26 protein-coding genes are annotated in these 22,179 nt (G+C 60.7%); 19 read left to right on the plus strand and 7 right to left on the minus strand.

The window, feature by feature from the left end; translation table 11 throughout:
• The first annotated feature begins 152 nt into the window (after positions 1–152).
• From AC1DLV_RS15100 to AC1DLV_RS15115, 4 genes are all read left to right on the plus strand, one after another.
• Positions 153–1,316 (plus strand): acetyl-CoA acetyltransferase, encoded by a 1,164-nt coding sequence (locus AC1DLV_RS15100; RefSeq protein WP_476800730.1) that lies wholly within the window; start codon positions 153–155, stop codon positions 1,314–1,316.
• Entirely contained in the window at positions 1,313–2,041 is a 729-nt protein-coding gene (locus AC1DLV_RS15105; RefSeq protein WP_476800731.1) for an SDR family NAD(P)-dependent oxidoreductase, read from the plus strand. Before AC1DLV_RS15100 ends, AC1DLV_RS15105 begins: the two co-directional genes overlap by 4 nt.
• A gap of 71 nt (positions 2,042–2,112) precedes the next feature.
• Entirely contained in the window at positions 2,113–3,126 is a 1,014-nt protein-coding gene (locus tag AC1DLV_RS15110) for an asparaginase (RefSeq protein ID WP_476800732.1), read from the plus strand.
• 57 nt (positions 3,127–3,183) lie between these two features.
• A complete protein-coding gene (locus AC1DLV_RS15115; protein WP_476800733.1) occupies positions 3,184–3,654 on the plus strand; it encodes a GreA/GreB family elongation factor in 471 nt (156 codons plus the stop codon).
• Here the strand turns inward: AC1DLV_RS15115 and AC1DLV_RS15120 are convergent.
• Positions 3,651–4,037: a type II toxin-antitoxin system death-on-curing family toxin gene (locus AC1DLV_RS15120; protein WP_476800734.1), complete on the minus strand. Its 387-nt coding sequence runs from the start codon at positions 4,035–4,037 to the stop codon at positions 3,651–3,653. The two genes, AC1DLV_RS15115 and AC1DLV_RS15120, sit on opposite strands and share 4 nt — an antisense overlap.
• The gene (locus AC1DLV_RS15125; RefSeq protein WP_476800735.1) at positions 4,034–4,264 is read right to left on the minus strand and encodes an AbrB/MazE/SpoVT family DNA-binding domain-containing protein; all 231 of its coding nucleotides are present in this window, start codon (positions 4,262–4,264) and stop codon (positions 4,034–4,036) included. Before AC1DLV_RS15125 ends, AC1DLV_RS15120 begins: the two co-directional genes overlap by 4 nt.
• Positions 4,265–4,485: 221 nt before the next feature.
• On the opposite strand from AC1DLV_RS15125, the gene AC1DLV_RS15130 reads away from it, so the two are divergent.
• Positions 4,486–6,045 carry a helicase HerA-like C-terminal domain-containing protein gene (locus tag AC1DLV_RS15130; RefSeq protein ID WP_476800736.1) on the plus strand — a complete coding sequence of 520 codons (1,560 nt, stop codon included), beginning with the start codon at positions 4,486–4,488 and terminating at the stop codon, positions 6,043–6,045.
• Positions 6,046–6,115: 70 nt separating this feature from the next.
• On the opposite strand, the gene AC1DLV_RS15135 is transcribed toward AC1DLV_RS15130, so the two are convergent.
• Together AC1DLV_RS15135 and AC1DLV_RS15140 are read right to left on the minus strand one after the other, a co-directional pair.
• Entirely contained in the window at positions 6,116–6,865 is a 750-nt protein-coding gene (locus AC1DLV_RS15135; RefSeq protein WP_476800737.1) for a L,D-transpeptidase, read from the minus strand.
• A gap of 181 nt (positions 6,866–7,046) precedes the next feature.
• Positions 7,047–7,709 (minus strand): haloacid dehalogenase type II, encoded by a 663-nt coding sequence (locus AC1DLV_RS15140; RefSeq protein ID WP_476800738.1) that lies wholly within the window; start codon positions 7,707–7,709, stop codon positions 7,047–7,049.
• 141 nt (positions 7,710–7,850) lie between these two features.
• Here AC1DLV_RS15140 and AC1DLV_RS15145 point away from each other — a divergent pair, with 141 nt between their 5' ends.
• The 4 genes from AC1DLV_RS15145 (at position 7,851) to AC1DLV_RS15160 (ending at position 11,007) form a co-directional block, all read left to right on the plus strand.
• Positions 7,851–8,729: a branched-chain amino acid aminotransferase gene (locus tag AC1DLV_RS15145; protein ID WP_476800739.1), complete on the plus strand. Its 879-nt coding sequence runs from the start codon at positions 7,851–7,853 to the stop codon at positions 8,727–8,729.
• Between the two features lie 109 nt (positions 8,730–8,838).
• Complete coding sequence (locus AC1DLV_RS15150) at positions 8,839–9,435, plus strand: superoxide dismutase (RefSeq protein ID WP_476782983.1); 597 nt, start codon at positions 8,839–8,841, stop codon at positions 9,433–9,435.
• 170 nt (positions 9,436–9,605) lie between these two features.
• A complete protein-coding gene (locus AC1DLV_RS15155) occupies positions 9,606–10,043 on the plus strand; it encodes a c-type cytochrome (RefSeq protein ID WP_476800740.1) in 438 nt (145 codons plus the stop codon).
• A gap of 10 nt (positions 10,044–10,053) precedes the next feature.
• Positions 10,054–11,007 carry a cytochrome c gene (locus AC1DLV_RS15160; protein ID WP_476800741.1) on the plus strand — a complete coding sequence of 318 codons (954 nt, stop codon included), beginning with the start codon at positions 10,054–10,056 and terminating at the stop codon, positions 11,005–11,007.
• A gap of 45 nt (positions 11,008–11,052) precedes the next feature.
• Here the strand turns inward: AC1DLV_RS15160 and AC1DLV_RS15165 are convergent, their stop codons facing one another.
• A complete protein-coding gene (locus tag AC1DLV_RS15165; RefSeq protein WP_476836179.1) occupies positions 11,053–13,152 on the minus strand; it encodes a S9 family peptidase in 2,100 nt (699 codons plus the stop codon).
• 192 nt (positions 13,153–13,344) lie between these two features.
• Here AC1DLV_RS15165 and AC1DLV_RS15170 point away from each other — a divergent pair, with 192 nt between their 5' ends.
• The 8 genes from AC1DLV_RS15170 (at position 13,345) to AC1DLV_RS15205 (ending at position 19,886) form a co-directional block, all read left to right on the plus strand.
• Entirely contained in the window at positions 13,345–15,675 is a 2,331-nt protein-coding gene (locus tag AC1DLV_RS15170; RefSeq protein WP_476800821.1) for a putative monovalent cation/H+ antiporter subunit A, read from the plus strand.
• Between the two features lies 1 nt (position 15,676).
• Positions 15,677–16,096, plus strand: a complete 420-nt coding sequence (locus AC1DLV_RS15175; protein ID WP_476800743.1) for a Na+/H+ antiporter subunit B — start codon at positions 15,677–15,679, stop codon at positions 16,094–16,096.
• Positions 16,096–16,473: a Na+/H+ antiporter subunit C gene (locus AC1DLV_RS15180; protein WP_476800744.1), complete on the plus strand. Its 378-nt coding sequence runs from the start codon at positions 16,096–16,098 to the stop codon at positions 16,471–16,473. The genes AC1DLV_RS15175 and AC1DLV_RS15180 overlap by 1 nt, the downstream gene beginning before the upstream one ends.
• Before the next feature lie 4 nt (positions 16,474–16,477).
• A complete protein-coding gene (locus AC1DLV_RS15185) occupies positions 16,478–18,040 on the plus strand; it encodes a Na+/H+ antiporter subunit D (protein WP_476800745.1) in 1,563 nt (520 codons plus the stop codon).
• Positions 18,037–18,510 (plus strand): Na+/H+ antiporter subunit E, encoded by a 474-nt coding sequence (locus tag AC1DLV_RS15190; protein WP_476800746.1) that lies wholly within the window; start codon positions 18,037–18,039, stop codon positions 18,508–18,510. The genes AC1DLV_RS15185 and AC1DLV_RS15190 overlap by 4 nt, the downstream gene beginning before the upstream one ends.
• A complete protein-coding gene (locus tag AC1DLV_RS15195; protein WP_476800747.1) occupies positions 18,507–18,824 on the plus strand; it encodes a cation:proton antiporter in 318 nt (105 codons plus the stop codon). Before AC1DLV_RS15190 ends, AC1DLV_RS15195 begins: the two co-directional genes overlap by 4 nt.
• On the plus strand, positions 18,821–19,195 hold the full coding sequence (gene mnhG / locus AC1DLV_RS15200; RefSeq protein ID WP_476800748.1) for a monovalent cation/H(+) antiporter subunit G: 375 nt from the start codon (positions 18,821–18,823) through the stop codon (positions 19,193–19,195). The genes AC1DLV_RS15195 and mnhG overlap by 4 nt, the downstream gene beginning before the upstream one ends.
• 265 nt (positions 19,196–19,460) lie before the next feature.
• A complete protein-coding gene (locus AC1DLV_RS15205; RefSeq protein WP_476787493.1) occupies positions 19,461–19,886 on the plus strand; it encodes a Ros/MucR family transcriptional regulator in 426 nt (141 codons plus the stop codon).
• Positions 19,887–19,904: 18 nt separating this feature from the next.
• Here the strand turns inward: AC1DLV_RS15205 and AC1DLV_RS15210 are convergent, their stop codons facing one another.
• A complete protein-coding gene (locus AC1DLV_RS15210; protein ID WP_476800749.1) occupies positions 19,905–20,261 on the minus strand; it encodes a cytoplasmic protein in 357 nt (118 codons plus the stop codon).
• 239 nt (positions 20,262–20,500) lie between these two features.
• On the opposite strand from AC1DLV_RS15210, the gene AC1DLV_RS15215 reads away from it, so the two are divergent.
• Positions 20,501–20,899, plus strand: coding sequence for a helix-turn-helix domain-containing protein (locus AC1DLV_RS15215; protein WP_476800750.1), 399 nt, complete (start codon positions 20,501–20,503; stop codon positions 20,897–20,899).
• Position 20,900: 1 nt separating this feature from the next.
• The gene (locus AC1DLV_RS15220; protein WP_476800751.1) at positions 20,901–21,707 is read left to right on the plus strand and encodes a DUF6456 domain-containing protein; all 807 of its coding nucleotides are present in this window, start codon (positions 20,901–20,903) and stop codon (positions 21,705–21,707) included.
• Positions 21,708–21,713: 6 nt separating this feature from the next.
• Here the strand turns inward: AC1DLV_RS15220 and AC1DLV_RS15225 are convergent, their stop codons facing one another.
• Positions 21,714–22,142, minus strand: coding sequence for a SufE family protein (locus AC1DLV_RS15225; protein WP_476800752.1), 429 nt, complete (start codon positions 22,140–22,142; stop codon positions 21,714–21,716).
• Between the last annotated feature and the right edge of the window lie 37 nt (positions 22,143–22,179).

Consider the following 22,179-nt stretch of genomic DNA (forward strand, 5'->3'; position numbering starts at 1 on the left):
TTAATTGAGCCATCAATCAATAAAAACTCCGCCGCCCAATGCCCTATTTCCGACGTTGAAAGTGAGGGAAATCTGTTCAATATTGAACTTAATAGGGGCGTTGGATTTGCCCCTGAATTGGCGCAACATGCGCCCTGTGATTGGAGGCAGAAATGACCGCGTGCATCGTTGGCTGGGCGCATTCGCGTTTCGGCAAGCTTGAGGGCGAGACGCTCGAAAGCCTCATCACCAAGGTCGCCGGCGAAGCGCTCGAGCACGCAGGTATCGGGCCAGATGATGTCGACGAGATTGTGCTTGGCCATTTCAACGCCGGTTTTTCTGCCCAGGATTTCACAGCAAGCCTCGTGCTGCAGGCCGACGACCGACTGCGTTTCAAGCCGGCGACACGGGTGGAAAACGCGTGCGCCACGGGTTCGGCAGCGGTTCGCCAGGGCATTCGCGCGGTGAACGCTGGTTCCCGCATCGTGCTCGTGGTTGGCGCCGAGCAGATGACGACGACGCCAGGCCCCGAGATCGGCAAGAACCTGCTCAAGGCATCCTATCTGCCCGAGGACGGCGACACGCCCGCCGGTTTCGCTGGCGTGTTCGGCAACATCGCCCAGGCCTATTTCCAGCGCTACGGCGACCAGTCGGATGCGTTGGCGATGATCGCCGCCAAGAATCACAAGAACGGGGTCGACAATCCGTACGCCCAGATGCGCAAGGATTTCGGCTACGAGTTCTGCCGGCAGGAGAGCGAAAAGAACCCCTTTGTCGCCGGTCCGTTGAAGCGCACCGACTGCTCGCTCGTCTCGGATGGGGCGGCGGCGCTCGTCTTGACCGATAGCACGACGGCATTGCGCATGCGCCGCGCCGTTGCCTTCCGCGCCAACGAGCATGTCCAGGATTTCCTGCCGATGTCGAAGCGTGACATCCTTTTGTTCGAGGGCTGCGAAGTGGCTTGGGCAAAGGCTCTGAAATCGGCGGGCGTGACGCTCGATGACCTGTCCTTCGTCGAAACGCATGACTGTTTCACCATTGCCGAGCTGATCGAGTACGAGGCAATGGGGCTCGCACCGTGTGGCGAAGGCGCCCGGATCGCGATGGAAGGGATCACAGCCAAGGACGGTCGCCTGCCGGTCAACCCCTCGGGTGGCCTGAAGGCAAAGGGCCATCCCATCGGCGCGACCGGCGTGTCGATGCATGTGCTGACCTCGATGCAGCTTACTGGCGAGGCCGGCGGCATCCAGGTCAAGGACGCCAAGCTTGGCGGTATCTTCAACATGGGGGGTGCTGCGGTCGCCAATTACGTCTCGATCCTGGATCGTATCAGATGAGGCAATCCGCCGTGGTCATCGGTGGTGCCTCGGGCGTAGGCCTCGCAGTGGCCGAGCGCCTGATTGCTGACGGGTGGCCAGTGGCGATGATCGATGGCGATGGGGCAGCACTTGCGGCTGCAGAGGACGCCATCGGCAATGACGATGTTGTTTTCATCGAGACCGATCCGACCGACGAAGACAATGTCGCCGAGGCTTTCGACCAAGTGGTGGATAGTCTCGGTCTCATAGGCGGGCTGGTGAGCGTCGCGGGGTTTGCACGACAGGCCAGTGCCGAAGACACCAGTGCCGAAATGCTGCGCGAAGCGCTCGACGTGAACCTGGTCGGCCCCTTCATCGCCGCAAAAGCTGCGCTTGAGCGGATGGGCGCTTCGCTGTCCATCGTCAATGTAGGCACGGTTGCCGGCTTGCGTGCTCATCGCGGCCAACTCGCCGTCGCGGCATCGCAAGCGGGCCTCAAGCTTATGGCCGAAGTGTTGGCGCTGGAGTTTGGCAATCGCGGCGTTCGCGTCAACGCAATCGCTGCCGGCCCAACTGCTGTGGACGCCGCCGGCAATGGCGGGATCGACCGGCGTCACATGCCGCCGGGGCGGCTGGCCGAGCCCGAAGAAATTGCCGCCGCAATCGCCTTCCTGCTCTCTCCTGAAGCAAGCTACGTCAACGGCCACACGCTCACCGTGGATGGCGGATTTATCGCAGCCGGGCTATCGGGAGATGGGGCATGATGCCGGACTGGTTTCGATGGTCGCGGACACAGCCCGAAATTTGACCGCACGTGCATGAAGGCTCGCAAACAATGACAAATCCGGTTCTGGTCGAGGTGCTGCGCGGCACACTCGTTGAAAGCGTGCACCGTGGCGCGATCGTCGTCGTCGACGGCGACGGCAAGCAGGTTTTCGCTATGGGCGATACGCAGCAGGCGGTATTTCCGCGCTCGGCCGTCAAGGCGATCCAGGCGCTACCCTTCGTCGAAACCGGCGCGGCTGACGCATATGGCTTCGGCGATCGCGAGCTGGCGCTTGCCTGTTCCTCGCATTCCGGCGAGATGGGCCATACCGAACTCGCTAACGCCATGCTCACCAAGGCCGGCCTTGGCGCGGATGCCTTGGAATGCGGCGCACACTGGCCCTCGAACCAGGCTGCCATGATAGCACTCGCGCGCAGCGGAGCGTCGCCAAGCGCGCTGCACAACAATTGCTCGGGCAAGCATTCCGCTTTCGTTTGCACCTGCCGCCATCTCGGTATCTCCCATCAAGGCTATGTCAGGCCAGAACATCGTTTCCAGGAGATGATCCGCGAGACTATGGAAGCTGTAACAGGCGCTCCCCACAACGAAGACAACCGGGGCACCGACGGCTGTTCGATTCCGGTCTTTGCCGTGCCGCTGCACAATCTCGCACTGGGTTTTGCACGGATGGTCACGGGCAATGGCGTTGGTGCGGTACGGGCCAATGCGGCGCGGCGGCTGATGTCGGCCTGCATGGCCGAGCCTTTTCTGGTCGCTGGAACCGACAGGGCGGATACGGAGTTGATGCAGGCTGCACCCGGACGGATCTTCGTCAAGGTCGGCGCCGAGGGCGTTTTTTGCGCGGCTGTGCCGGAGCTTGGGCTCGGTATCGCGCTGAAATGCGACGACGGCGCGGGTAGGGCTGCCGAGGTGATGATCGCGGCAGTCCTCGCCAGGCTTTTGGCGGATGACAGGGCGCTGGCAGGCAGCTTGGACAAGGCGGCCAGGCCGGTGCTGAAGAACTGGAACGGCATCGAAGTTGCGTCGCTTCGGCCTACCTCCGTACTTGGTCTAAAAGCGTAAGCAGTCGGCCAGATTGATTGGCTTGTTATCGGAGCAACGAACACCTAGGTTCAGGACATGAGCAGAGCTTTCACCCGTGAAGACGACAGTGAAAATGTGATTGCCGACATCGGCGAGCGGCCGGTCAGTGCGTCGCGAAACCTCGTGACCGAGCAGGGCCTGGCCCATATCGAGGCCCAGCTTGCGAGCTTGCGCGAAGATCTGGCCAAGGCCGAGAACGATGCCGACCGCGAACGCATCGCCACTGTCTCACGCGACCTGCGTTATTGGCAGTCCCGCCGGGAGACAGCCGAAGTTTCTGTTCCCGAGCCCGACAGCACAGTCGTCCGGTTTGGCATGAAGGTCGTGGTCGAGGATGACAACGGCAAGCGCAACGTCTGGAAGATCGTCGGGGAAGACGAGGCTGACGCAGCCAGCGGCCGTATCTCCCATGCCTCGCCAATGGCGATCGCGTTGTTCGGCAAGACCGTCGGTGAGGTTGCGTCTGTCAACGGACACGAATGGGAAATCGTCGAACTGGGCAACTAGACTTCGATGGGGACCGTGTGGTCGCGGAAGAAAGCGACCGCGCCTGCCTCATCGATCTCGCCAGCTGCGACCATAAGCACGAACTGGATGACGTCCTGTTGCGATGCTTCGACGCTTAGCCCGTTGAAATAGAGAAACAAGTCGGCTGCGGCAAAAGCCGTGCGCTTGTTGCCGTCGACGAACGGGTGATTCTTGGCGATGCCAAAAAGATAGGCTGCCGCAAGTTCGCATCGGTCGGGTGTGCCGTAGGCAACTTTTTGCAAGGGCCGCGCCAGTGCCGTCTCGAGCATGTCCTCGGAACGAACCCCTGCCGCTCCGCCATGAAGCCGCAACTGTTCAGCGTGCAAAGCCTCGACGAACTGACGCGAGTGGAACTCTGTCATTTCGCAAGAGCGCGATAGGCGACCTCGTATTTTTTCATCCGTTCGCGGGCGACCTTCATCTTGCGCTCGAACTCTTCAGGATCGTCCTCTGCGGGACGGAGACGCAATTCGTTGCCGTCTTCAGTGAGTACCAGCGTGTCGCCAGCCCTCAGATTATGCCTTTCGAGCACTTCCTTCGGCAGGATCACACCCTCCGAATTGCCAATCTTGCGAACGGTCACGTTCATGGCGGCGTCTCCGTGTTATAACTTGCGTATAACATATGAGGCGCGGCGATCCAAGACAAGCTTGCCATGGCAGGTCGGGTGGGTTCGCTTTCGATTGGCATGTCAGCCCGCGCGGCTCATTTTGGCCGCGCGCCATTGTCGCACCGCAGCGCCGCCACTATACCTTTCATCTGATCGCCGATGCGGTCGAAAGAGCATTGCCGTTGCCGGAGAGACAGCCCATGGCGCAGGACGAAAGCATTTTCATTGGGGCCAGCCGCAAGCCGGACGACAGCTATCAGCGGCCGGAAGAGTTGCTGCTGAAGTACGGCAATCGCCATGGCCTCGTGACAGGCGCGACGGGTACCGGCAAGACGGTAACGTTGCAGGTTCTCGCCGAGGGCTTTTCCAATGCGGGTGTTCCGGTGTTCTGCGCCGACATCAAGGGCGACCTGTCGGGTATCGCCATGATGGGCGAAGCCAAGGACTTCCTCACCGCCCGCGCGCAGGCGATCAAGCTCGACCCATATGAGTTCCAGGAATTCCCTGTCATCTTCTGGGATCTGTTCGGTGAGCAGGGGCACCCGATCCGCGCAACGGTCTCGGAGATGGGGCCGCTGCTTCTTTCGCGGCTGATGAACCTCACCGATGCGCAAGAAGGCGTGCTCAATATCGCTTTCCGTATTGCCGACGAAGAAGGGCTGTTGCTCCTCGACATGAAGGATCTGCAGGCGTTGCTCGCCAATGTCGCCGAGCGTGCCGAAGAAATCGGCGCGCGCTACGGCAATGTCACGCGGCCATCCGTCGGCGCGATCCAACGTTCGCTACTCGTGCTGGAAACGCAAGGCGGCAACCATTTCTTCGGCGAGCCGGCGTTGAGGATTTCGGACATCATGCGCACCACGCGCGACGGACGCGGCGCGATCAACGTGCTCGCCGCCGACAAGCTGATGATGAACCCGCGGCTTTACGCGACCTTCCTGCTCTGGCTGCTGTCCGAACTTTTCGAAGTGCTGCCGGAAATCGGCGACCCCGACAAGCCAAAGCTGGTGTTCTTCTTCGATGAAGCGCACTTGCTGTTTGACGAAGCGCCCAAGATCGTCGTCGACCGGGTCGAGCAGGTCGTGCGCCTGATCCGCTCGAAGGGCGTCGGCGTCTATTTCGTCACCCAGAACCCGCTCGACGTTCCCGAAACCGTGCTGGCGCAGCTTGGCAACCGCGTACAGCATGCGCTGCGCGCCTATACGCCGCGCGAGCAGAAGGCGGTCAAGACGGCGGCGGACACCTTCCGTCCGAACCCGGATTTCGATTGCGCCAAGGCGATCACCCAACTGGCCACGGGCGAGGCGCTGGTCTCGACGCTCGAGGCAAAGGGCGTTCCGTCGATGGTGCAGCGGACGCTGATCCGTCCGCCGGCGTCGCGGCTTGGGCCGATCACGCCGCAGGAGCGCCAGAAGCTGATCAACGAGAGCCCTGTCGCCGGGCAATATGATCAGGCTGTCGACCGCGAGTCGGCATTCGAAATGTTGCAGAAGAAAGCGCTCGATGCGCAAAAGGCGCAGGAGCAAGCACAGCAGGCGAATACGGGTGGTGGCGGATGGACCATTCCCGGCTTCGGCAATGACAGTGGCGGCACGACGACATCGGGTGGTCGCACGACGGGCAACGCGCCAAGGCCGCGTACGTCCAACCGCCAGTCCGTGACCGAAGCAGCCATGAAGTCGGTGGTGCGCTCGGTCGGCTCGTCGGTTGGTCGCGCGCTGGTTCGCGGAATTCTTGGAAGTCTGAAAAAGGGCTTCTGACGCGAGAGGCTCCAAAGCAAAACGGCGCGTCAATGACGCGCCGTTTCGGTTCGTAAAGGGACCTACAAGGTCAAGCCATACCGAGGCCGTTGGTGACCAGGATCGGTGTCTTGGAAGGCACACGATCGTAGAGATCGATGATGTCCTGGTTCATCAGGCGCACGCAGCCCGACGACACCGACTTGCCGATCGTCCACCATTCTGGCGAACCGTGGACACGGTAGAGCGTATCTTCGTTGTTCTGGAAGATGTAGAGCGCACGCGCGCCGAGCGGGTTGTCCAGGCCCGGTGCCATGCCGCCGTTGCGGACGCTGTACTTCTCGAGTTCCGGCCGACGGCCGATCATGTCGTCCGGCGGTGTCCACTTTGGCCACTTGCGCTTCCACTGGATGACGGCGCGGCCCGACCAGGCAAAGCCGGCGCGGCCGAGGCCGACGCCGTAGCGGATCGCTTCGCCGTTCTCGCGGACGAGGTAAAGGTAGTGCGTCGAGGTGTCGACGACGAGCGTGCCCGGGCGCTCGCCGGTCGGATCGGCGACGATCTGGCGCAGGAACTGGGGCTTCACCTTCTTGATCGGAATGCCCGGAACTTCATAGCCCTCGTCACTGACGGGGCCATACATGCTGACATAATCGCCGAAGGCGGGGTTAATGGCGGGTGATGTTGGGGGGGGCGGTGCTATCACCGGGGCGCCGACGATTGTGCTGCCTCCGGTGACGGTCGAGCAGGCGGAAAGCGCTGCTGTGGCAGCGCCTGCGGCTGCCAAGTTTAGAAAGCCGCGCCGGCTGAGCGGGCGGGATGAATCAATGAATGTGGGCATGGCTGCGATCTAGGATTCCAGTTCGAAAGAAATGGTGAATTTAAAGGAAACTGACTGCGTCCCCCTTAACGCTCGCGGTGATAGGCGGGTCAAAATCTGACCTGAGGGTGGACAAAGCATGGCGAAGCTGTGACAGGCCAATCACTGTTGCGTTATGGCAACAATATTGACCTATGGGTAGCTAACCAATTGTAACTAAACCTTCCAGCGACGGCAGGATCAGCGAGGGCGGGAAGTCCCGATACTCGTCCGGCTGGTCGGAGCGATTGATCCAGACGGTCCGGCAACCGAACTTCGCGGCGCCTGCAATGTCCCAGCGATTGGACGACTGAAACGATATCGCTTGCGGGTAGAGGCGCCAGTTGCTGGCGACGATATCGTAGACGGACTGGTCCGGCTTGAAGCGCCGCACGCTGTCGACGGAGAATATCTCGTCCAGGATCAGGTCGAGCCCGGCCGAACGTACCGCAGCCTCCAGCATGGCGGGCGAGCCGTTGGAGAGAATGGCAAGCCGTGCCCCATTTTCCTTCAGGCTGCGCAGAACCGAAGGAACCTCGGGATAGCAATCGAGGCGCCAGTAGGCGTCAAGCAGCTTGCTGCGCAACGCCGGGTCGACCGAGGGCACTTTCCGGAAGGCGAAGTCGAGTGCCTGCTCGGTGAGCTGCCAGAAGTCGAGATAAGCGCCCATCAGCGTACGGACCCAGGAATATTCGAGCTGCTTGGCCCGCCAGATCTCGGACAGAAGCTGGCCTTCGGGACCGATGTCGGCGGCATGGCGACGAACGGCCGCATGCACGTCAAACAGCGTGCCATAGGCATCGAATATGTAGGCAGCGTGGCGCATGCCGTGGTTTTCCAACGGCTTGGCACCGAGCGCAAGCGCAACTATCGGCTGGCTCCAACATTTCAGCTTCTTGCTGGTTGACGAGGGGTGCCAAAGCCTTTTCCATGCCGACGATCAACAAGATGCGACGGGAAACTGACCATGACGCTCGCGGCGGCTGCACAATCAACGACCTGGACCTTCGTCGACGGTGACTGGCATGAGGGCAATGTCGCCATCATTGGCCCGCGCAGCCATGCCATGTGGCTCGGTTCCAGTGTGTTCGACGGCGGTCGCTGGTTCGAGGGCGTGGCGCCCGACCTTGAAGCGCATTCGCGCCGCGTCAATTCCTCGGCCATTGCACTCGGATTGAAGCCGACCATGAGCCCTGAGCAGATCGTCGGGCTGACCTGGGATGGGCTCAAGAAATTCGACGGCAGGACGGCGGTCTATATCAGGCCGATGTATTGGGCCGAGCATGGCGGCTACATGGGTGTGCCGGCGGACCCTGCCTCGACGCGGTTTTGCCTGTGCCTGTACGAATCACCGATGCTCCCTCCCACGGGATTTTCGATTGGCCTGTCGCCCTTCCGCCGTCCGAGCATGGAAACCATGCCGACAAACGCCAAGGCGGGCTGTCTTTATCCGAACAACGGCCGGGCGATCCTCGAGGCCAAGATGCGCGGTTTCGACAATGCGCTGGTGCTCGACATGCTGGGCAATGTCGCTGAGACAGGCTCGTCCAATATTTTCCTGGTCAAGAACGGCCAGGTGTTTACGCCAGCGCCGAACGGAACTTTTCTTTCCGGAATAACGCGCAGCCGCACGATGTCGCTTCTTGCCGAGCAGGGCGTTTCGGTCGTCGAAAGGACCCTGTCGGTGCGCGAATTCCTTGAAGCCGATGAAATCTTCTCCACCGGCAACCATTCCAAGGTCGTTCCGGTCACGCGCATCGAAGATCGAATTCTGCAGCCGGGACCGGTAGCAAAAAAATCGCGCGAGCTATATTGGGAGTGGGCGCACGCGACAGCTAAGGCCTGAGTGTAGCAAAGAAAAAACAGCGCCTCTCATCCGTTGTCACAAGACGATGACGACCTATCTGTAGACGGCATAGTCATGCCGCTAAATTGCCAGCAAGGGAGTATGATCCATGGCTTTTGAATTGCCCGAATTGCCCTACGACTACGAGGCGCTGCAGCCCTTCATGTCGAAGGAGACGCTCGAGTATCACCACGACAAGCACCACAAGGCCTATGTCGACAACGGCAACAAGCTGGCTGCGGAAGCAGGCATGGACAAGCTGTCGCTGGAAGAGGTGGTGAAGCAGTCGTTCGGCAAGAACGCCGGCCTGTTCAACAATGCTGCCCAGCATTACAACCACGTCCACTTCTGGAAGTGGATGAAGAAGGGCGGCGGCGGCACCAAGCTGCCCGGCGCGCTGCAGAAGGCGATCGATGCCGATCTCGGCGGCTACGACAAGTTCAAGGCGGATCTCATCGCCGCTGGTACGACCCAGTTCGGTTCGGGCTGGGCCTGGCTGTCGGTCAAGGATGGCAAGCTTGCCATCTCCAAGACCCCGAACGGCGAGAACCCGCTCGTCCACGGCGCGACCCCGATCCTCGGCGTCGACGTCTGGGAGCATTCCTATTACATCGATTATCGCAACGCCCGCCCGAAATACCTCGAGGCGTTCGTCGACAGCCTGATCAACTGGGACTACGTGCTCGAGCTGTACGAAAAGGCCTGAGCCCCATCATTGAACGAGGAAAGCCCCGGCAAGTCCGGGGCTTTTTTCGTTTGTTGAGGTGCTGCGAAATTAACTGTCGAGATCACGGAAGCGTGAGGAGAATATCGGGACGAATTCGGCCAGTTTCGCCGTTGGCCCTAGGCAGCATATCGCAACCCGGAGAGGACCTAATGAGAAAGCTCGTATTTGCCGTTGCAGCGCTTGCGCTTGCTACTACTGCGGCATTCGCTGACGTGATTGCCGATCGCCAAGCGGTCATGAAGGAAAATGCCAGGGATGTCGGCATACTCGTGAAGATGGTGAAGGGTGAAACCCCATTCGATGCGGCCGCGGTTCTGGCGGCTTTGACGGCGCTCAATACCAATGTTCAAAAGATCGACGTTGCCGCGTCATTCCCAGTCGGAAGCGACAAGGGCGACACGACAGCCTCCCCGAAAATCTGGGAGGACCCGGCTGGCTTCCAGGCGCAGGTCGACAAGTTCAAGGCGGTCACTGCCGCAGCGGTGGCAAATCCAGCTCAGGATCTCGACGCGCTGAAATCGCAGGTCGGCGCGATTGGCCAGACCTGCGGCACCTGCCACGAAGCTTTCCGCGTGAAGAAGGGCTGACCCCTAGCGGATGGCTGTTTTCAAGAAACTCGCAATTGCGGCTCTGGCGCTTGGCGGCGCCGGAGCCGCGGTTTTCTGGTGGCTGACGGTTCCCGAGAAATTGGGACCGGAGACCTTGGCAGCAATTGGGACCGGCGATGCGACCCGGGGCCAGCGCATTTTCGATGCAGGTGGCTGCGCGTCCTGTCATGCCAAGCCGAAATCGGAGGGCGATGCACGCCTGCAACTGGTGGGTGGCGTCGAACTCAAGACTCAATTCGGCACCTTTGTTGCGCCGAACATTTCTCCCGATCCCAACGACGGCATCGGCGCGTGGTCACTCGAGGACTTCGCCAACGCGATGCTCAAGGGCGTTGCGCGGGATGGACAGCACCTTTACCCGGCATTTCCGTATACTTCTTACGCCCGCATGAAGCCGACCGATGTCGCCGACCTCTATGCCTTCATGAAGACGCTGCCGCCCGTAGCCGGCAAGGCGCCTGGCCATAGCCTCGCTTTCCCGTTCAATGTTCGTCGCGGGTTGGGGCTCTGGAAGATGCTCTACCTCAGCGATGAGCCGGTGGTCGCATTTGCCGACGGTACGGCCGACCAGCTCCTACATGGGCGCGATCTGGTGGAAGGGGCGGGACATTGCGGCGAATGCCACACGCCGCGCAGCTTTGCCGGCGGCACTGAGAAAACCCAATGGCTGGCAGGCGCAAAAGCCGCCGAAGGTGATGGTGTCGTGCCCAACATCACGCCCGAAGGGCGCGGCATAAGCGGCTGGTCGGAAAGCGATATCGCCAGCTATCTCGAAACCGGCTTCACGCCGGAATTCGATTCGGTCGGCGGCACGATGGTCGAAGTGCAAAAGAACATGGCCAGGCTGACCGCTGAGGACCGCGCGGCGATCGCGGCCTATCTCAAGGCAATTCCAGGACATTCCAACGGCTACCCGGCGCAGCCGCCGAAGCCGGCCGGTTGATCGAGGGCCGGCGGTTATTGCAACCGCCGGTCCGCTTCGCAGTCGTCAGGCGCGCCCGGCCACCTTCAAGGCGAAGGCGTAGTTGAAGGCGACTTCTTCCAGACGCGAGAAGCGCCCTGAGGCGCCAGCGTGGCCGGAATCCATGTTGATCTTGAACAGCACCGGACTGTTGCCCGACTTGCGCTCACGAAGGCGCGCCGCCCATTTGGCTGGCTCCCAATAGGTAACGCGCGGATCGGTCAGGCCCGCGACCGCTAGGATCGGCGGATAGTCGAGCGCGGCGACGTTGTCGTAAGGCGAATAGGCGGCGATTGTCTTGTAGTCCGCTTCCGAGGCGATCGGATTGCCCCATTCGGGCCATTCCGGCGGCGTCAGCGGCAAGGTGTCGTCGAGCATCGTGGTCAGCACATCAACGAAGGGCACTTCGGCGATGATGCCCGCAAAGGCTTCCGGCGCCATGTTGGCGATAGCCCCCATCAGCATGCCGCCGGCCGAGCCACCTTGCGCGACAATTCGGTCATGCGAGGTATAGCGCTCTGCGACCAGGTGATGGGCTGTGGCGATGAAGTCGGTGAAGGTGTTGGCCTTGGTCTCGCGCTTGCCATCGTCGTACCAGGCATAACCCTTGTCCTTGCCGCCGCGAACATGGGCGATGGCATAAACGAAGCCACGGTCGACCAGCGACAGGCAGTTGGTGTTGAATGCCGCAGGAATGGTGATGCCGTAGGAGCCATAACCATAGAGCAGGCAAGGTGCCGTGCCATCGAGCGGTGTGTCGCGATGGTGGATCAGCGAGATCGGCACGAGTTCGCCATCGGGAGCAGGGGCCATCAGGCGCCGCGTGACATAGTCCTCGGCATTGTGGCCGGAAGGCACTTCCTGGGTCTTGAGAAGCACCCGTTCGCGCGTACGCATGTTGTAGTCGAACAACTGCGTTGGCGTTGTCATCGACGAATAGGAAAAACGCATCGTGTCGGTGTCGTATTCATAAGAGCCGGACAGTCCAAGCGAAAATGCCTCTTCGGGGAAAGAAATGTGGTGCTCGGCGCCGGTGGCGCGCTCATGCACGACAATGCGCGGCAAGCCTTCCTTTCGCTCGAGGCGGATCATGAAATCCTTGAACCCGATGATTGAGAGGATGAGGCGGCCCGGCTCGTGGGCGACCAGTTCCTTCCAGTTGGCGCGGACCGGATCGTTGGCCGGCGCGGTCATGATCTTGAAGTCCTTGGCGCCGTCGGCATTGGTCAGCACGAAGAAGATGTCGCCGCCTTCTTCGAGATCGTATTGCAGTCCGATTTCGCGGGCCGCCACCAGCTTCGGCGCGGCGAGGGGATCGGCGGCCGGGAACAGGCTGTATTCCGATGTCTCATGATCGCTGATCGAGATCATGATCCATTCGTTGGAGCGCGTGCCGCCGACATTCATGAAGAAGCCGGGATCGGTTTCTTCATAGACCAGCCGATCTGAAGCGGCATCGCTGCCAAGCGCATGGTACAGGACCTTGGACGGCCGGTGGTTGGCATCAAGGCGGGTATAGAAGAAGCCGGCATTGGCGGCATCCCATACGCCCGAGCCGCCGGTGTCGCCAACGATGTCGCCGAGGTCTTTGCCGGTCGACAGGTCGCGAACACGCAAGGTGTAGAACTCCGACCCCTTGTCGTCGAACGCCCAGATCAGGCGCTTGTGGTCGGAGGAGTGATCGAGCCCGCCGAGACGGAAATAGGGGTGGCCGTCGGCTTCCTTGTCGCCGTCGAGAATGATCTCCTCGGGGCCGCCCTCGCTTGGAACGCGGAAATAGCGCGGCTGCTCGCCGCCCTTCTTGTAGGACGAGCCATAGGCGAAGGGGCCGTCCCTCATCGGTACCGAGGAATCGTCTTCCTTGATGCGGCCTTTCATTTCCTCGAAAAGCTTCTTCCTGAGCTCGGTGGTATCAGCCATCAGTTCGGACTGGTAGCCGTTCTCCGCTTCGAGATGGCTGCGGATCGCCGGATCGAGCAAGCTCGGGTCGCGGAACACTTCCTGCCAATTGTCCGCACGCAGCCAGGCATATTCGTCGACGCGCGTGATGCCGTGATGCGTGTCGGAAACGGGCCGTTGCTCCGTCGAGGGAGCGGCGATATCGGCGAAAATGGCGGGTCTGGTCATTGCGTCTCGCAAAAAGATGAATCTCGAATGGCGACTGAACACGCCGATCAGGGCGGGTTCAAGAGCTGAGTTGCATTGTTCATCAACTCGACGGCACTTGTCGTTGACAAGATCGGTTGAGGCTTGCCCCCACGTGGCTGGGCGTCTATGCCCCTAGCGGTAATGACGTGAGATGCAAAAGAGGGCCGCCCGCTGACCTTCCTTATCCTCATGCTGCCATTTGTCGGCGCGCTGCTCGCTCCGCTTCTGACCCGCGTGATGAAACACAATGCCGGCTGGCTGCTTGCTGCGGTTCCATTGCTTGTATTCGTGCATTTCGCCGGGATGCTCGGAACGGTGAGTTCCGGATTTGCTGTTTCAAACGGGTTTGACTGGGCGCCCAGCCTCGGCTTGAGATTTTCCTGGTACCTTGACGGCTTGTCTTTGACCTTCGCGCTGCTGATCTCGGGCATCGGCACGCTGATCGTCATTTATTCCGGCGGCTATCTCAAAGGGCACCCGCAACAGGGACGGTTTTTCTCGTTCATCCTGCTGTTCATGGGCGCGATGCTGGGGCTTGTGGTCTCGGATTCGTTCCTGATGCTCTTCGTTTATTGGGAACTGACGTCGATTACCTCGTTCCTCTTGATCGGTTTCGATCATGCGCGCGAAGCCTCGCGGCGTGCGGCGTTGCAAGCGCTGCTGGTGACCGGGCTCGGTGGGCTTTCGCTGCTCGCCGGCCTGCTTGTGATCGCGCAAGCGACTGATGTGAATGAGCTTTCAGCGCTGCTTGGCTCCGGCGACGTGTTGCGCAACAGCCCGCTTTATCTCGCCGCACTGGTTTTGGTGCTCGGCGGCGCTTTCACCAAGTCGGCGCAGTTTCCGTTCCACTTCTGGCTGCCCAACGCCATGGAGGCGCCGACGCCGGTTTCGGCCTATTTGCATTCGGCGACCATGGTGAAGGCCGGCGTCTATCTTTTGATGCGTCTCAACCCCGTCATGGGCGATACGTCGGCCTGGGAAACGATCCTGCCGCTGTTTGGCGGAACGACACTTGCTGTCGGAACGCTGCTCGCTGTCAGGCAGACCGATCTCAAGCTGATGCTTGCCTACACCACCGTAGCCTCGCTCGGCCTGCTGGTGATGTTGACCGGCCTTGGGTCGGACAAGGCGGTCGAGGCGGCAGCGCTCTATCTGATCGCGCATTCGATGTTCAAGGGCGCGCTCTTTATGGTCGCCGGCCTGATCGACCATGAGACGGGTACTCGCGATGTAACCAAACTGGGCGGCCTGCGTGGCGCCATGCCCATTACGTTCGCAGCGGCTTTGATGGCCGCACTGTCGATGGGCGGTGCGCCTCTTTTCTTCGGCTTCCTTGCAAAGGAAGAGATCTATGCGGCACTTGGCCCATCTTATGCCTGGAATAGTGTCGCCCTGCCGGTGGTCATTGTCGGCAACGCCCTGATGTTCGCCGTGGCATTCGTGGTCGCGCTGAAGCCGTTCCTGGGCGCCGCGACCAAGACCCCGAAAACGGCCCATGAGGGGCCGCTGGCGCTGTGGCTGGGACCGGTGGTTCTGGGCTCGTCAGGTCTTGGCCTGTCGCTGGCATTCCCGCTGGCGCACCGCTTGCTGTCGTCGCCGACGGCCAGTGCAGTGGCTGGCAAGGCGATCGATGTGCAAATTTCCGTGGTGCCGCATCTTGGCCTTCCCCTGCTTTTGTCCGTAGCAACGATAGCCTTGGGAATTGTCGCCTACCTGGCGCAGAACAGGTTGCGCGAGGCGATGGCTGGCGCACTCAACGCTATTGGCTGGGGCCCAGATCAGGGCTTCGACCAGGCGCTGCGCGGTCTGTTACGCCTCGCCACCGGTCTGACCCGCATCATCCACAATGGCCGCCTCGACATCTATATGACCGTCACCTTCGTTGCGGTGGCAACAGCGCTGTTGTTGCCGATGGTTCTGTTCGACGAACTGCCTGACATGCCAAGCGTGCCGGCATTCCGTTTCTACGAATGGGGCGTTTTGGCCATTGCGGTGATCGGCGTGGCAGCGGTTGTTCACGCGCGCAGCCGGCTGACTGCGATCGTCTCGCTCGGCATACAGGGTTTCGCGGTGGCCTTGCTTTACATGCTGTTTGGCGCCCCGGACCTGTCATTCACCCAGTTCATGGTCGAGACGCTCTCGGTGGTGATCCTGGCCCTGGTGATGACGCGGCTGAGGCTGGCACCGACCGACCATCGGCCAACCGGACAGAAGCTGATGGACATGGTCATCGCCGGCGCTTGCGGTGCCGGCTTCGCGCTGTTGCTGCTCAAAGTGACGCAGCTGCCCTTCGACGACCGGCTGTCGCAGTTCTTCAGCACCTATTCCAAGACGATCGCGCATGGCCGCAACGTCGTGAACGTCATCATCGTCGATTTCCGCGGCCTCGATACGCTGGGTGAGATCGCCGTGGTGATGGTCACGGGGCTGGCGATCCTGGCCTTGGTGCGTATCCGTTCGAAAAAGACGGAAGTCCGCGCAGCCGTGGCGGAGGATGCATAGCATGCAGACGCTGATCTTCAGGACTGCGGCACCCTATCTCACCGGCCTGATGCTGATGTTTTCAGTGTTCGTGCTCCTGCGCGGCCATAACGAGCCAGGTGGCGGGTTCACCGGCGGACTGGTCGCGGCATCGGCCTTTGCCATTCATGGCATTGCCTTCGGCGTGCCTGCCGTGCGCCGCGCGCTCTATTTTCATCCCATGGCGATTGCCGGCTTCGGGCTGTTCGCTGCGGCGGTTGCCGGGCTGCCGTCGCTGCTCTTCGGCGTGCCATTCCTGACTGGATTGTGGAGCGCACCAAGCCTCTTCGGCATCAGCACTGACCTGTCGACCGTCATGGTCTTCGACATCGGCGTCTATCTGGTCGTGGTCGGGTCGTTCACATCGATTGCGCTCGCCCTCGAAGACCGGGAGCACGATTGATGGAAGCCGTCTTCGCAATCCTTGTCGGGCTGTTCTTCGCGGCGGGCATCTACCTCATGCTGTCGCGGCACATCATCCGCATCCTGCTCGGCGTGGTGTTGTTCGGCAACGCGGTCAACCTTTTGATCTTCACCAATGGCCGTATCATGCGCGAGGTACCGCCGATCATCGCCCAGGGCCTCGATGTGCCGGTGGGGGCTGTGGCCAATCCTTTGCCGCAGGCGCTGATCCTGACGGCGATCGTCATCTCGTTTTCGTTCTTTGCCTTCCTGCTGGTGCTTGCCTACCGCGCCTACCAGGAGATCGGCACTGACGACACCGACGGCATGCGTGTTGCCGAGCCTGTTGACGACGGCCTGCCGCCGATGGGGTATTGAGCGAATGGCTGTGCAAGGTCAGATCATCGACAAGGCAACAGCGATGATTGCCGGGCCGGTGGCCGCCGCCGACTGGCTGGTCATCGCGCCGGTGTTGCTGCCGCTCATTGCCGGTGCGGTGCTGTTGATGATCCGGCACAGTATCCGCTGGCACGCGGTGCTGGCGCTCGCCGTGCTTGCGGCCATGGTCGGCACGAATGGTCTTTTGCTGCAACATGTGCTGGCCGAAGGCCCCATCTCGATGACAATGGGAAGCTGGCTGCCACCTTTCGGCATCTCCTTCACTGTCGACGCGCTGGGCGCTGCCTTTTCGCTGACAGCGTCGATCGTGGCATTTGTCTGCTGCGCCTATTCGGTAAGCGATGTCGATGCGACAGGCCGGCGTTACGGCTTTTATCCGTTCCTGATGCTGATGATGGCCGGTGTCAGCGGCGCCTTCCTGACAGGCGACGTGTTCAACCTCTATGTCTGGTTCGAGGTCTTCTTGATCTCGTCCTTCGGCCTGCTGATCCTTGGGTCCGAGAAGACGCAGATCGACGGCGCCACCAAATATGCGATCCTCAATCTCGTCGGCACGACGCTGTTTCTGATCGCGACAGGCTATCTCTACGGAACCTTCGGCACGCTCAACATGGCCGATTTGGCCACAAAAGCGGGGCAGATCGGCGAGGCGGCACCGCTGATGACGCTGGCGACGCTCTTTCTGCTCGCCTTCGGCATGAAGGCGGCGGCTTTTCCGGTGAATTTCTGGCTGCCGGCGTCCTATCACACGCCCCCTGTCATCACCGGCGCTCTGTTCGGAGGGCTTTTGACCAAGGTCGGCATCTATGCGTTGCTGCGCACGCTGGTGATGATCTTTGCAGTCGAGCGCGTGGCACTTGCCGGTGTCATCGGCTGGGTGGCGGTTGCAACAATGCTGATCGGCGCGCTTGGCGCGCTGGCACAGTCCGATATTCGCCGCATCGCCGGGTTCCTCGTCATATCAGGTGTCGGCATCATGCTGGCGGGTATCGCGCTCGGCGGAACTGGTGGGCTCTCGGGGGCGATATTTTATGCGCTGCATTCGATGCTGGCGCTGTCGGCGCTTTATCTGCTCGGCGGACTGATGCGCCAGCGTGGCGGCAGCTTTTCGCTCCTCAAGCTGTCGGGGCTTTATGGCGCGAGCCCGTTTCTCGCCTTGCTCGCCTTCATCATCTCGCTTGCCGTGGCTGGCTTGCCGCCGGGCTCGGGACTTTGGCCCAAGGTGATGCTGGTGCGGGCAGCACTCGACAGCGGCGCCTGGCCAATAGCTGCAGCGATACTGCTCAGCGGCTTTCTTGCCACCATTGCGCTTGGTCGCGTGTTCATCCTGGCGTTCTGGCGCGTTGAAGTTCCCGGCGTTCAAGCTGCGACTGACGGCACGATGTCGACATTGGGTTGTGGTGCCGTGGTGATCCTGACCTTGGCGATGCTGGCGATGGGCATCGTGCCCGAGCCTTTCATACGCGTCTCAACGACTGCTGCGAGCGGATTGCTCGATGCGTCGGCCTATGTTCACGCGGTCTTCCCCGGGGGAGGCGGATCATGATCCCGTATCGCAACGCACTGATACTCGCCCTGGTCTGGGTCGCCATTTCTGGCAGCTACTCGATCCCCAATTCGGTCTTCGGCTTTGCGATTGGCTGGATTGTCCTGTTTCTAGTGCGCGATCAGCTTCAGACGACAAGGGCGGTTGTCCGCCCGGTGGCGTTGCTCTTGCTCATCGGCCTCTTCGTCAAGGAGCTTCTCCTGTCGGCATTTCGGGTCGCCAGGCTGGTTCTGTCGCCGCGCATGGATATAAAGCCCGGCATCTTCGCCTATCCGTTGAAGGTCGACCGGGATTTCGAAATCACCTTGCTCGCCAATCTGATCACGCTGACGCCTGGCACCTTGTCTGTCGATGTCTCCGACGACCGGCGAACGCTTTTCGTGCACGGAATGGACTGCTCCGACCCCGAACAGGCGCGGCGCGACATAAGCCAGGGTTTCGAGCGTAGAATACTGGAGGCATTCAGATGATGTCTGGAGCTGCTTTCCTGAATATGTGCGCGATCTTTGCGCTTGTTGTTCTCACCATCTCGTTCCTGCTGGTGGTGGTGCGTGTGGTGAAGGGCCCGTCGCTGCCTGACAGGATCCTTGCGCTCGACATGCTCGTTGCCGTTGCGATCGGCTTCATTGCCGTTCTCGGCCTGCGCTCAGGCTTCACGCTTTACGTCGACGTTGCCATCGCACTTGGTCTTGTCGGGTTCCTGGCCACTGTTGCCTTCGCGCGTTTTGTCATGAGCGGCGGTGTCGATGCCAAGGAAGACGAAGCCGAAGAGGAGCGGCCATGATTAGCAGTGTTGGTGATTATCTTGCCGGAACTCTTATCGTGGTTGGCGCGTTGTTTGCCCTGACTGCATCCATAGGTTTGATACGCCTTCCTGACATCTACACACGTATGCATGCAGCCTCGAAGGCCGGAACTGTGGGTTCCTGCCTGATGTTGATCGCACTTGGAGTGCATATTGGCGAATTCGCTACAGCACTTCGCGTGCTGGCAGGTGTGGTGTTCTTTCTGCTGACAGCGCCAATTTCTGCTCATTTGCTTGCAAAAGCGGCATATGCTGCCGGATATCGCATGTGGCCGGGCTCGGTAAGCGACGATCTGGCGGAAACAGTCGATCCATCAAAGAACAACGATCATCTGGTAACTGATCGCTGACAATGACCATCGGTCAGAACTTTCAGCGTTGCGCAACTTGATCTCATATAAAGGCATTACCCTATCAAAAACGTTCATTTGTTAGAGAAGTGTTGAACTCATTGTTCTTGTATCGCAAAGAATAGTGAATTGACTTGTTATAGAGACAGGCTCATTAAAGTGACGGAACGCGAGTCGCAGTGGCAAATTGCGATACAAGAACGCGCCGCATCCCGGTCGAGATATCGGGCAAAAAAACATCCAGTCACATTGGGGCCTGAAGCATATGGATACTTCCGAAACGCCTGCAGCTAGCAACGACACACTGATTGAACTGACCGCCGATGTGGTGGCAGCTTACGTCAGCAACAATCCGGTCCCGGTGGGAGAACTTCCGGGGCTGATCGCCGATGTCCACGCAGCCCTGGGCCGCGTTGGCAACGTCGCCGAGACACCGCCGGCGGACAAGCAGAAGCCAGCCGTCAATCCCAAGCGCTCGGTGCACGACGACTACATTATCTGCCTTGAAGATGGTAAAAAGTTCAAATCCCTCAAGCGTCACCTGATGACGCACTACAATTTGACGCCAGACCAGTATCGCGAAAAGTGGGGCCTTGATGCCAGCTATCCGATGGTGGCGCCCAACTACGCGGCTGCGCGCTCGCAGCTCGCCAAGAAGATGGGCCTGGGCCGCAAGCGCAAGGCCAAGTAACGGCACTTCGAAATACATTCAGCCTGCGGCGCCTTCGGGCGCCGCTTTGCGTTTTGGCCGGTGTCGGCGCGGCCGGAGCGACAAACGTCCCGGCTGATCGGGAAATACGCCCTTCAGCCGGTCTCGTACTTGCTTGAGCGCGATGTGGCGGTTGAGATCGTAGCTCCAATGGCGATTGACGCCTCTGAGCCGCTCGCGCTCGATCGCGCGCTCAAGACGCTTGAGTAGCGCCAATGTCGGTGTCGGCTCTGCGGACAATGCATTCGAAAGCTCGATCCCGCAGCAAAGCTGCAAGGCAGCTCTTTGCCTGGCATCCGTGAGCTCGGTGAGCTTGTCTTTCTTGAAGGCTGCAATTTCACCTGAAAAATCCCGCATCGCGACCTGCCTGCTGTGACTCTGATCAGGCAATCATGCGGGCGGTTTTCAGGGTGGGGAGAAACTGCAGCGATATTTTAGCGCAGAAAAATAAAAATATGAACGATTCCAATGCGTTGATCTTTCGTTCGCCGTGTGCATGTTCATTTTTTGTTCACACCTCGCCGGGTCGCTGTATAAGAACTTATTCCTATCTTTGGTGGGGGACGAGTTTGGTGGGATCCACATCGGCACTATTGGTGAAACGGCAGAACGAGGCGCGAGAAGCTGCGGCGCGGGACGAGCGCTCATCGCTTGATCTCCTTGCCGAAATGCGTCGCGACGAGGTGGTCGAGCGCTGCGATGCGATGATCGATCTGATGGCCGCGCTGTTTGGCGTTCCGAGCAAGGAACTCCGCCGGCTTGGCCGAACGGGCAACGACATCAGCCGTCTCCGGCAGATTGCGATGTATGTCGCCCATGTCGTGTTCCGCTTTACCATGAGCGAGGTTGGCCGGGGTTTCGGACGCGACCGCACGACGGTGCTTTATGCCTGCCATACCGTTGAAGATCTGCGCGACGATGCCGACTTCGACCGGATCGTTGCCCTTGCCGAGCGGGTGGCGATCGCGGCGTTTCGCGACAGGCTGGAGCGCTGAGATGAGCAATGATCTGGTGGATGAAAAGCTGCGGAAACGCGTAATCACGCTGTTGGCCAAGGGCCCCGCCGAATGCGAGCCAGCCGCAGGTGGCGGCAAGGTGCTGCTCGAAAATGACAGGGCCGAGCGGATCGCCGTCGACGCAAAGGTTCTGGCGGCACTTGCCCGAGAGGGCCTTGTCAGCCGCAGTTCCCGAACGGTGCAGCTGTCGCCGGAGGGCAGGGCGGCTGCTCGGCGCCAGGCGAGCGCGGCCGATCCATTCCAGGGGCAGCACCGCGAGCTGGAAACGATCATTGTCGATACAGTGGCCGGGCAGCATGCGGCTTTGATCAACTTGTCGGAATCGCCGCTGAGCCAACTTGTCCGGCGCAAGACCAAGGCGGGTGAGCCGTTTTTGAGCCGGAGCGAATTTGCAGCCGGCGAACGGCTGCGCTCCGACTACACGCGCGGCCAGATCATGCCGCGCATGGGCGCCAATTGGGTGGCGAGTGTGTCGTCCGGCAAGCGCGGTGCCGGCGGCGGGCTGGTCGATCTGACCGATGCGGCCCTTGCCGCGCGTCAGCGTGTCGACATGGCGATCGATGCTGTCGGGCCGGAGCTTTCAGGCGTGCTGATCGACGTCTGCTGCTTCCTCAAGGGCTTGGAGCTGGTCGAGACAGAGCGCAGCTGGCCGGTGCGCTCGGCGAAGATCGTGCTCAAATCGGCACTCGGGGTGTTGGCGCGTCACTATAATCCGGGCGCCGCCATGAATCGCGGGCGCAAGGTTCTGCATTGGGGAGCGGAAGATTATCGCCCGAAACTGGGCTGAGGTGGCTCAGGCGATCTGGCGCTGTGCTGCCTCGGCGTCGCGCTTGATGCGCTTGACCATCGAGCGCAGGCCGTTGGCACGCTGCGGCGACAGGTGTTCGTTGAGCCCAAGCGTCTTCAGGGTAGCTTCGGCGTCGATTGCCATGATCTCACTGGCACGATGACCGGAAAACAGCGCGAGCATGATGGCGACCAGCCCACGCACGATATGGGCATCGGAATAGCCTTCGAACTGGATGACCGGATCGGCTCCTTCGCCCTGATGGGTCACCAGCCAAACCTGGCTGACGCAGCCTTGGACCTTGTTTGCGTCGGTCTGGGAGGCCTCGGGGAAAGGTGGGAGCGCTTCGCCGAGCTCGATGACATAGCGATAGCGGTCCTCCCATTCGTCCAGGAATGTGAAGTCGTCGCGGATGGTGTCGATCGAAGTCGTCATGATGGTTTGGATATAGTGGCAGCGCGGCTGCCCGTCA

This window comes from Aminobacter sp. 01T433 (genome assembly GCF_056398585.1).

Bases quoted from the DNA above. Each gene is read 5' to 3' on its own strand.
- AC1DLV_RS15125 (WP_476800735.1), bottom strand. From the start codon at position 4,264: ATGAACGTGACCGTTCGCAAGATTGGCAATTCGGAGGGTGTGATCCTG.
- AC1DLV_RS15150 (WP_476782983.1), top strand. From the start codon at position 8,839: ATGGCTTTTGAATTGCCCGAATTGCCCTACGACTACGAGGCGCTGCAG.
- AC1DLV_RS15105 (WP_476800731.1), top strand. From the start codon at position 1,313: ATGAGGCAATCCGCCGTGGTCATCGGTGGTGCCTCGGGCGTAGGCCTC.
- AC1DLV_RS15210 (WP_476800749.1), bottom strand. From the start codon at position 20,261: ATGCGGGATTTTTCAGGTGAAATTGCAGCCTTCAAGAAAGACAAGCTC.
- AC1DLV_RS15220 (WP_476800751.1), top strand. From the start codon at position 20,901: ATGAGCAATGATCTGGTGGATGAAAAGCTGCGGAAACGCGTAATCACG.
- AC1DLV_RS15190 (WP_476800746.1), top strand. From the start codon at position 18,037: ATGATCCCGTATCGCAACGCACTGATACTCGCCCTGGTCTGGGTCGCC.
- AC1DLV_RS15120 (WP_476800734.1), bottom strand. From the start codon at position 4,037: ATGACAGAGTTCCACTCGCGTCAGTTCGTCGAGGCTTTGCACGCTGAA.
- AC1DLV_RS15155 (WP_476800740.1), top strand. From the start codon at position 9,606: ATGAGAAAGCTCGTATTTGCCGTTGCAGCGCTTGCGCTTGCTACTACT.
- AC1DLV_RS15175 (WP_476800743.1), top strand. From the start codon at position 15,677: ATGCAGACGCTGATCTTCAGGACTGCGGCACCCTATCTCACCGGCCTG.
- AC1DLV_RS15205 (WP_476787493.1), top strand. From the start codon at position 19,461: ATGGATACTTCCGAAACGCCTGCAGCTAGCAACGACACACTGATTGAA.
- AC1DLV_RS15135 (WP_476800737.1), bottom strand. From the start codon at position 6,865: ATGCCCACATTCATTGATTCATCCCGCCCGCTCAGCCGGCGCGGCTTT.
- AC1DLV_RS15195 (WP_476800747.1), top strand. From the start codon at position 18,507: ATGATGTCTGGAGCTGCTTTCCTGAATATGTGCGCGATCTTTGCGCTT.
- AC1DLV_RS15145 (WP_476800739.1), top strand. From the start codon at position 7,851: ATGACGCTCGCGGCGGCTGCACAATCAACGACCTGGACCTTCGTCGAC.
- AC1DLV_RS15100 (WP_476800730.1), top strand. From the start codon at position 153: ATGACCGCGTGCATCGTTGGCTGGGCGCATTCGCGTTTCGGCAAGCTT.
- AC1DLV_RS15165 (WP_476836179.1), bottom strand. From the start codon at position 13,152: ATGACCAGACCCGCCATTTTCGCCGATATCGCCGCTCCCTCGACGGAG.
- AC1DLV_RS15110 (WP_476800732.1), top strand. From the start codon at position 2,113: ATGACAAATCCGGTTCTGGTCGAGGTGCTGCGCGGCACACTCGTTGAA.
- AC1DLV_RS15140 (WP_476800738.1), bottom strand. From the start codon at position 7,709: ATGCGCCACGCTGCCTACATATTCGATGCCTATGGCACGCTGTTTGAC.
- AC1DLV_RS15185 (WP_476800745.1), top strand. From the start codon at position 16,478: ATGGCTGTGCAAGGTCAGATCATCGACAAGGCAACAGCGATGATTGCC.
- AC1DLV_RS15225 (WP_476800752.1), bottom strand. From the start codon at position 22,142: ATGACGACTTCGATCGACACCATCCGCGACGACTTCACATTCCTGGAC.
- mnhG (WP_476800748.1), top strand. From the start codon at position 18,821: ATGATTAGCAGTGTTGGTGATTATCTTGCCGGAACTCTTATCGTGGTT.
- AC1DLV_RS15180 (WP_476800744.1), top strand. From the start codon at position 16,096: ATGGAAGCCGTCTTCGCAATCCTTGTCGGGCTGTTCTTCGCGGCGGGC.
- AC1DLV_RS15130 (WP_476800736.1), top strand. From the start codon at position 4,486: ATGGCGCAGGACGAAAGCATTTTCATTGGGGCCAGCCGCAAGCCGGAC.
- AC1DLV_RS15115 (WP_476800733.1), top strand. From the start codon at position 3,184: ATGAGCAGAGCTTTCACCCGTGAAGACGACAGTGAAAATGTGATTGCC.
- AC1DLV_RS15160 (WP_476800741.1), top strand. From the start codon at position 10,054: ATGGCTGTTTTCAAGAAACTCGCAATTGCGGCTCTGGCGCTTGGCGGC.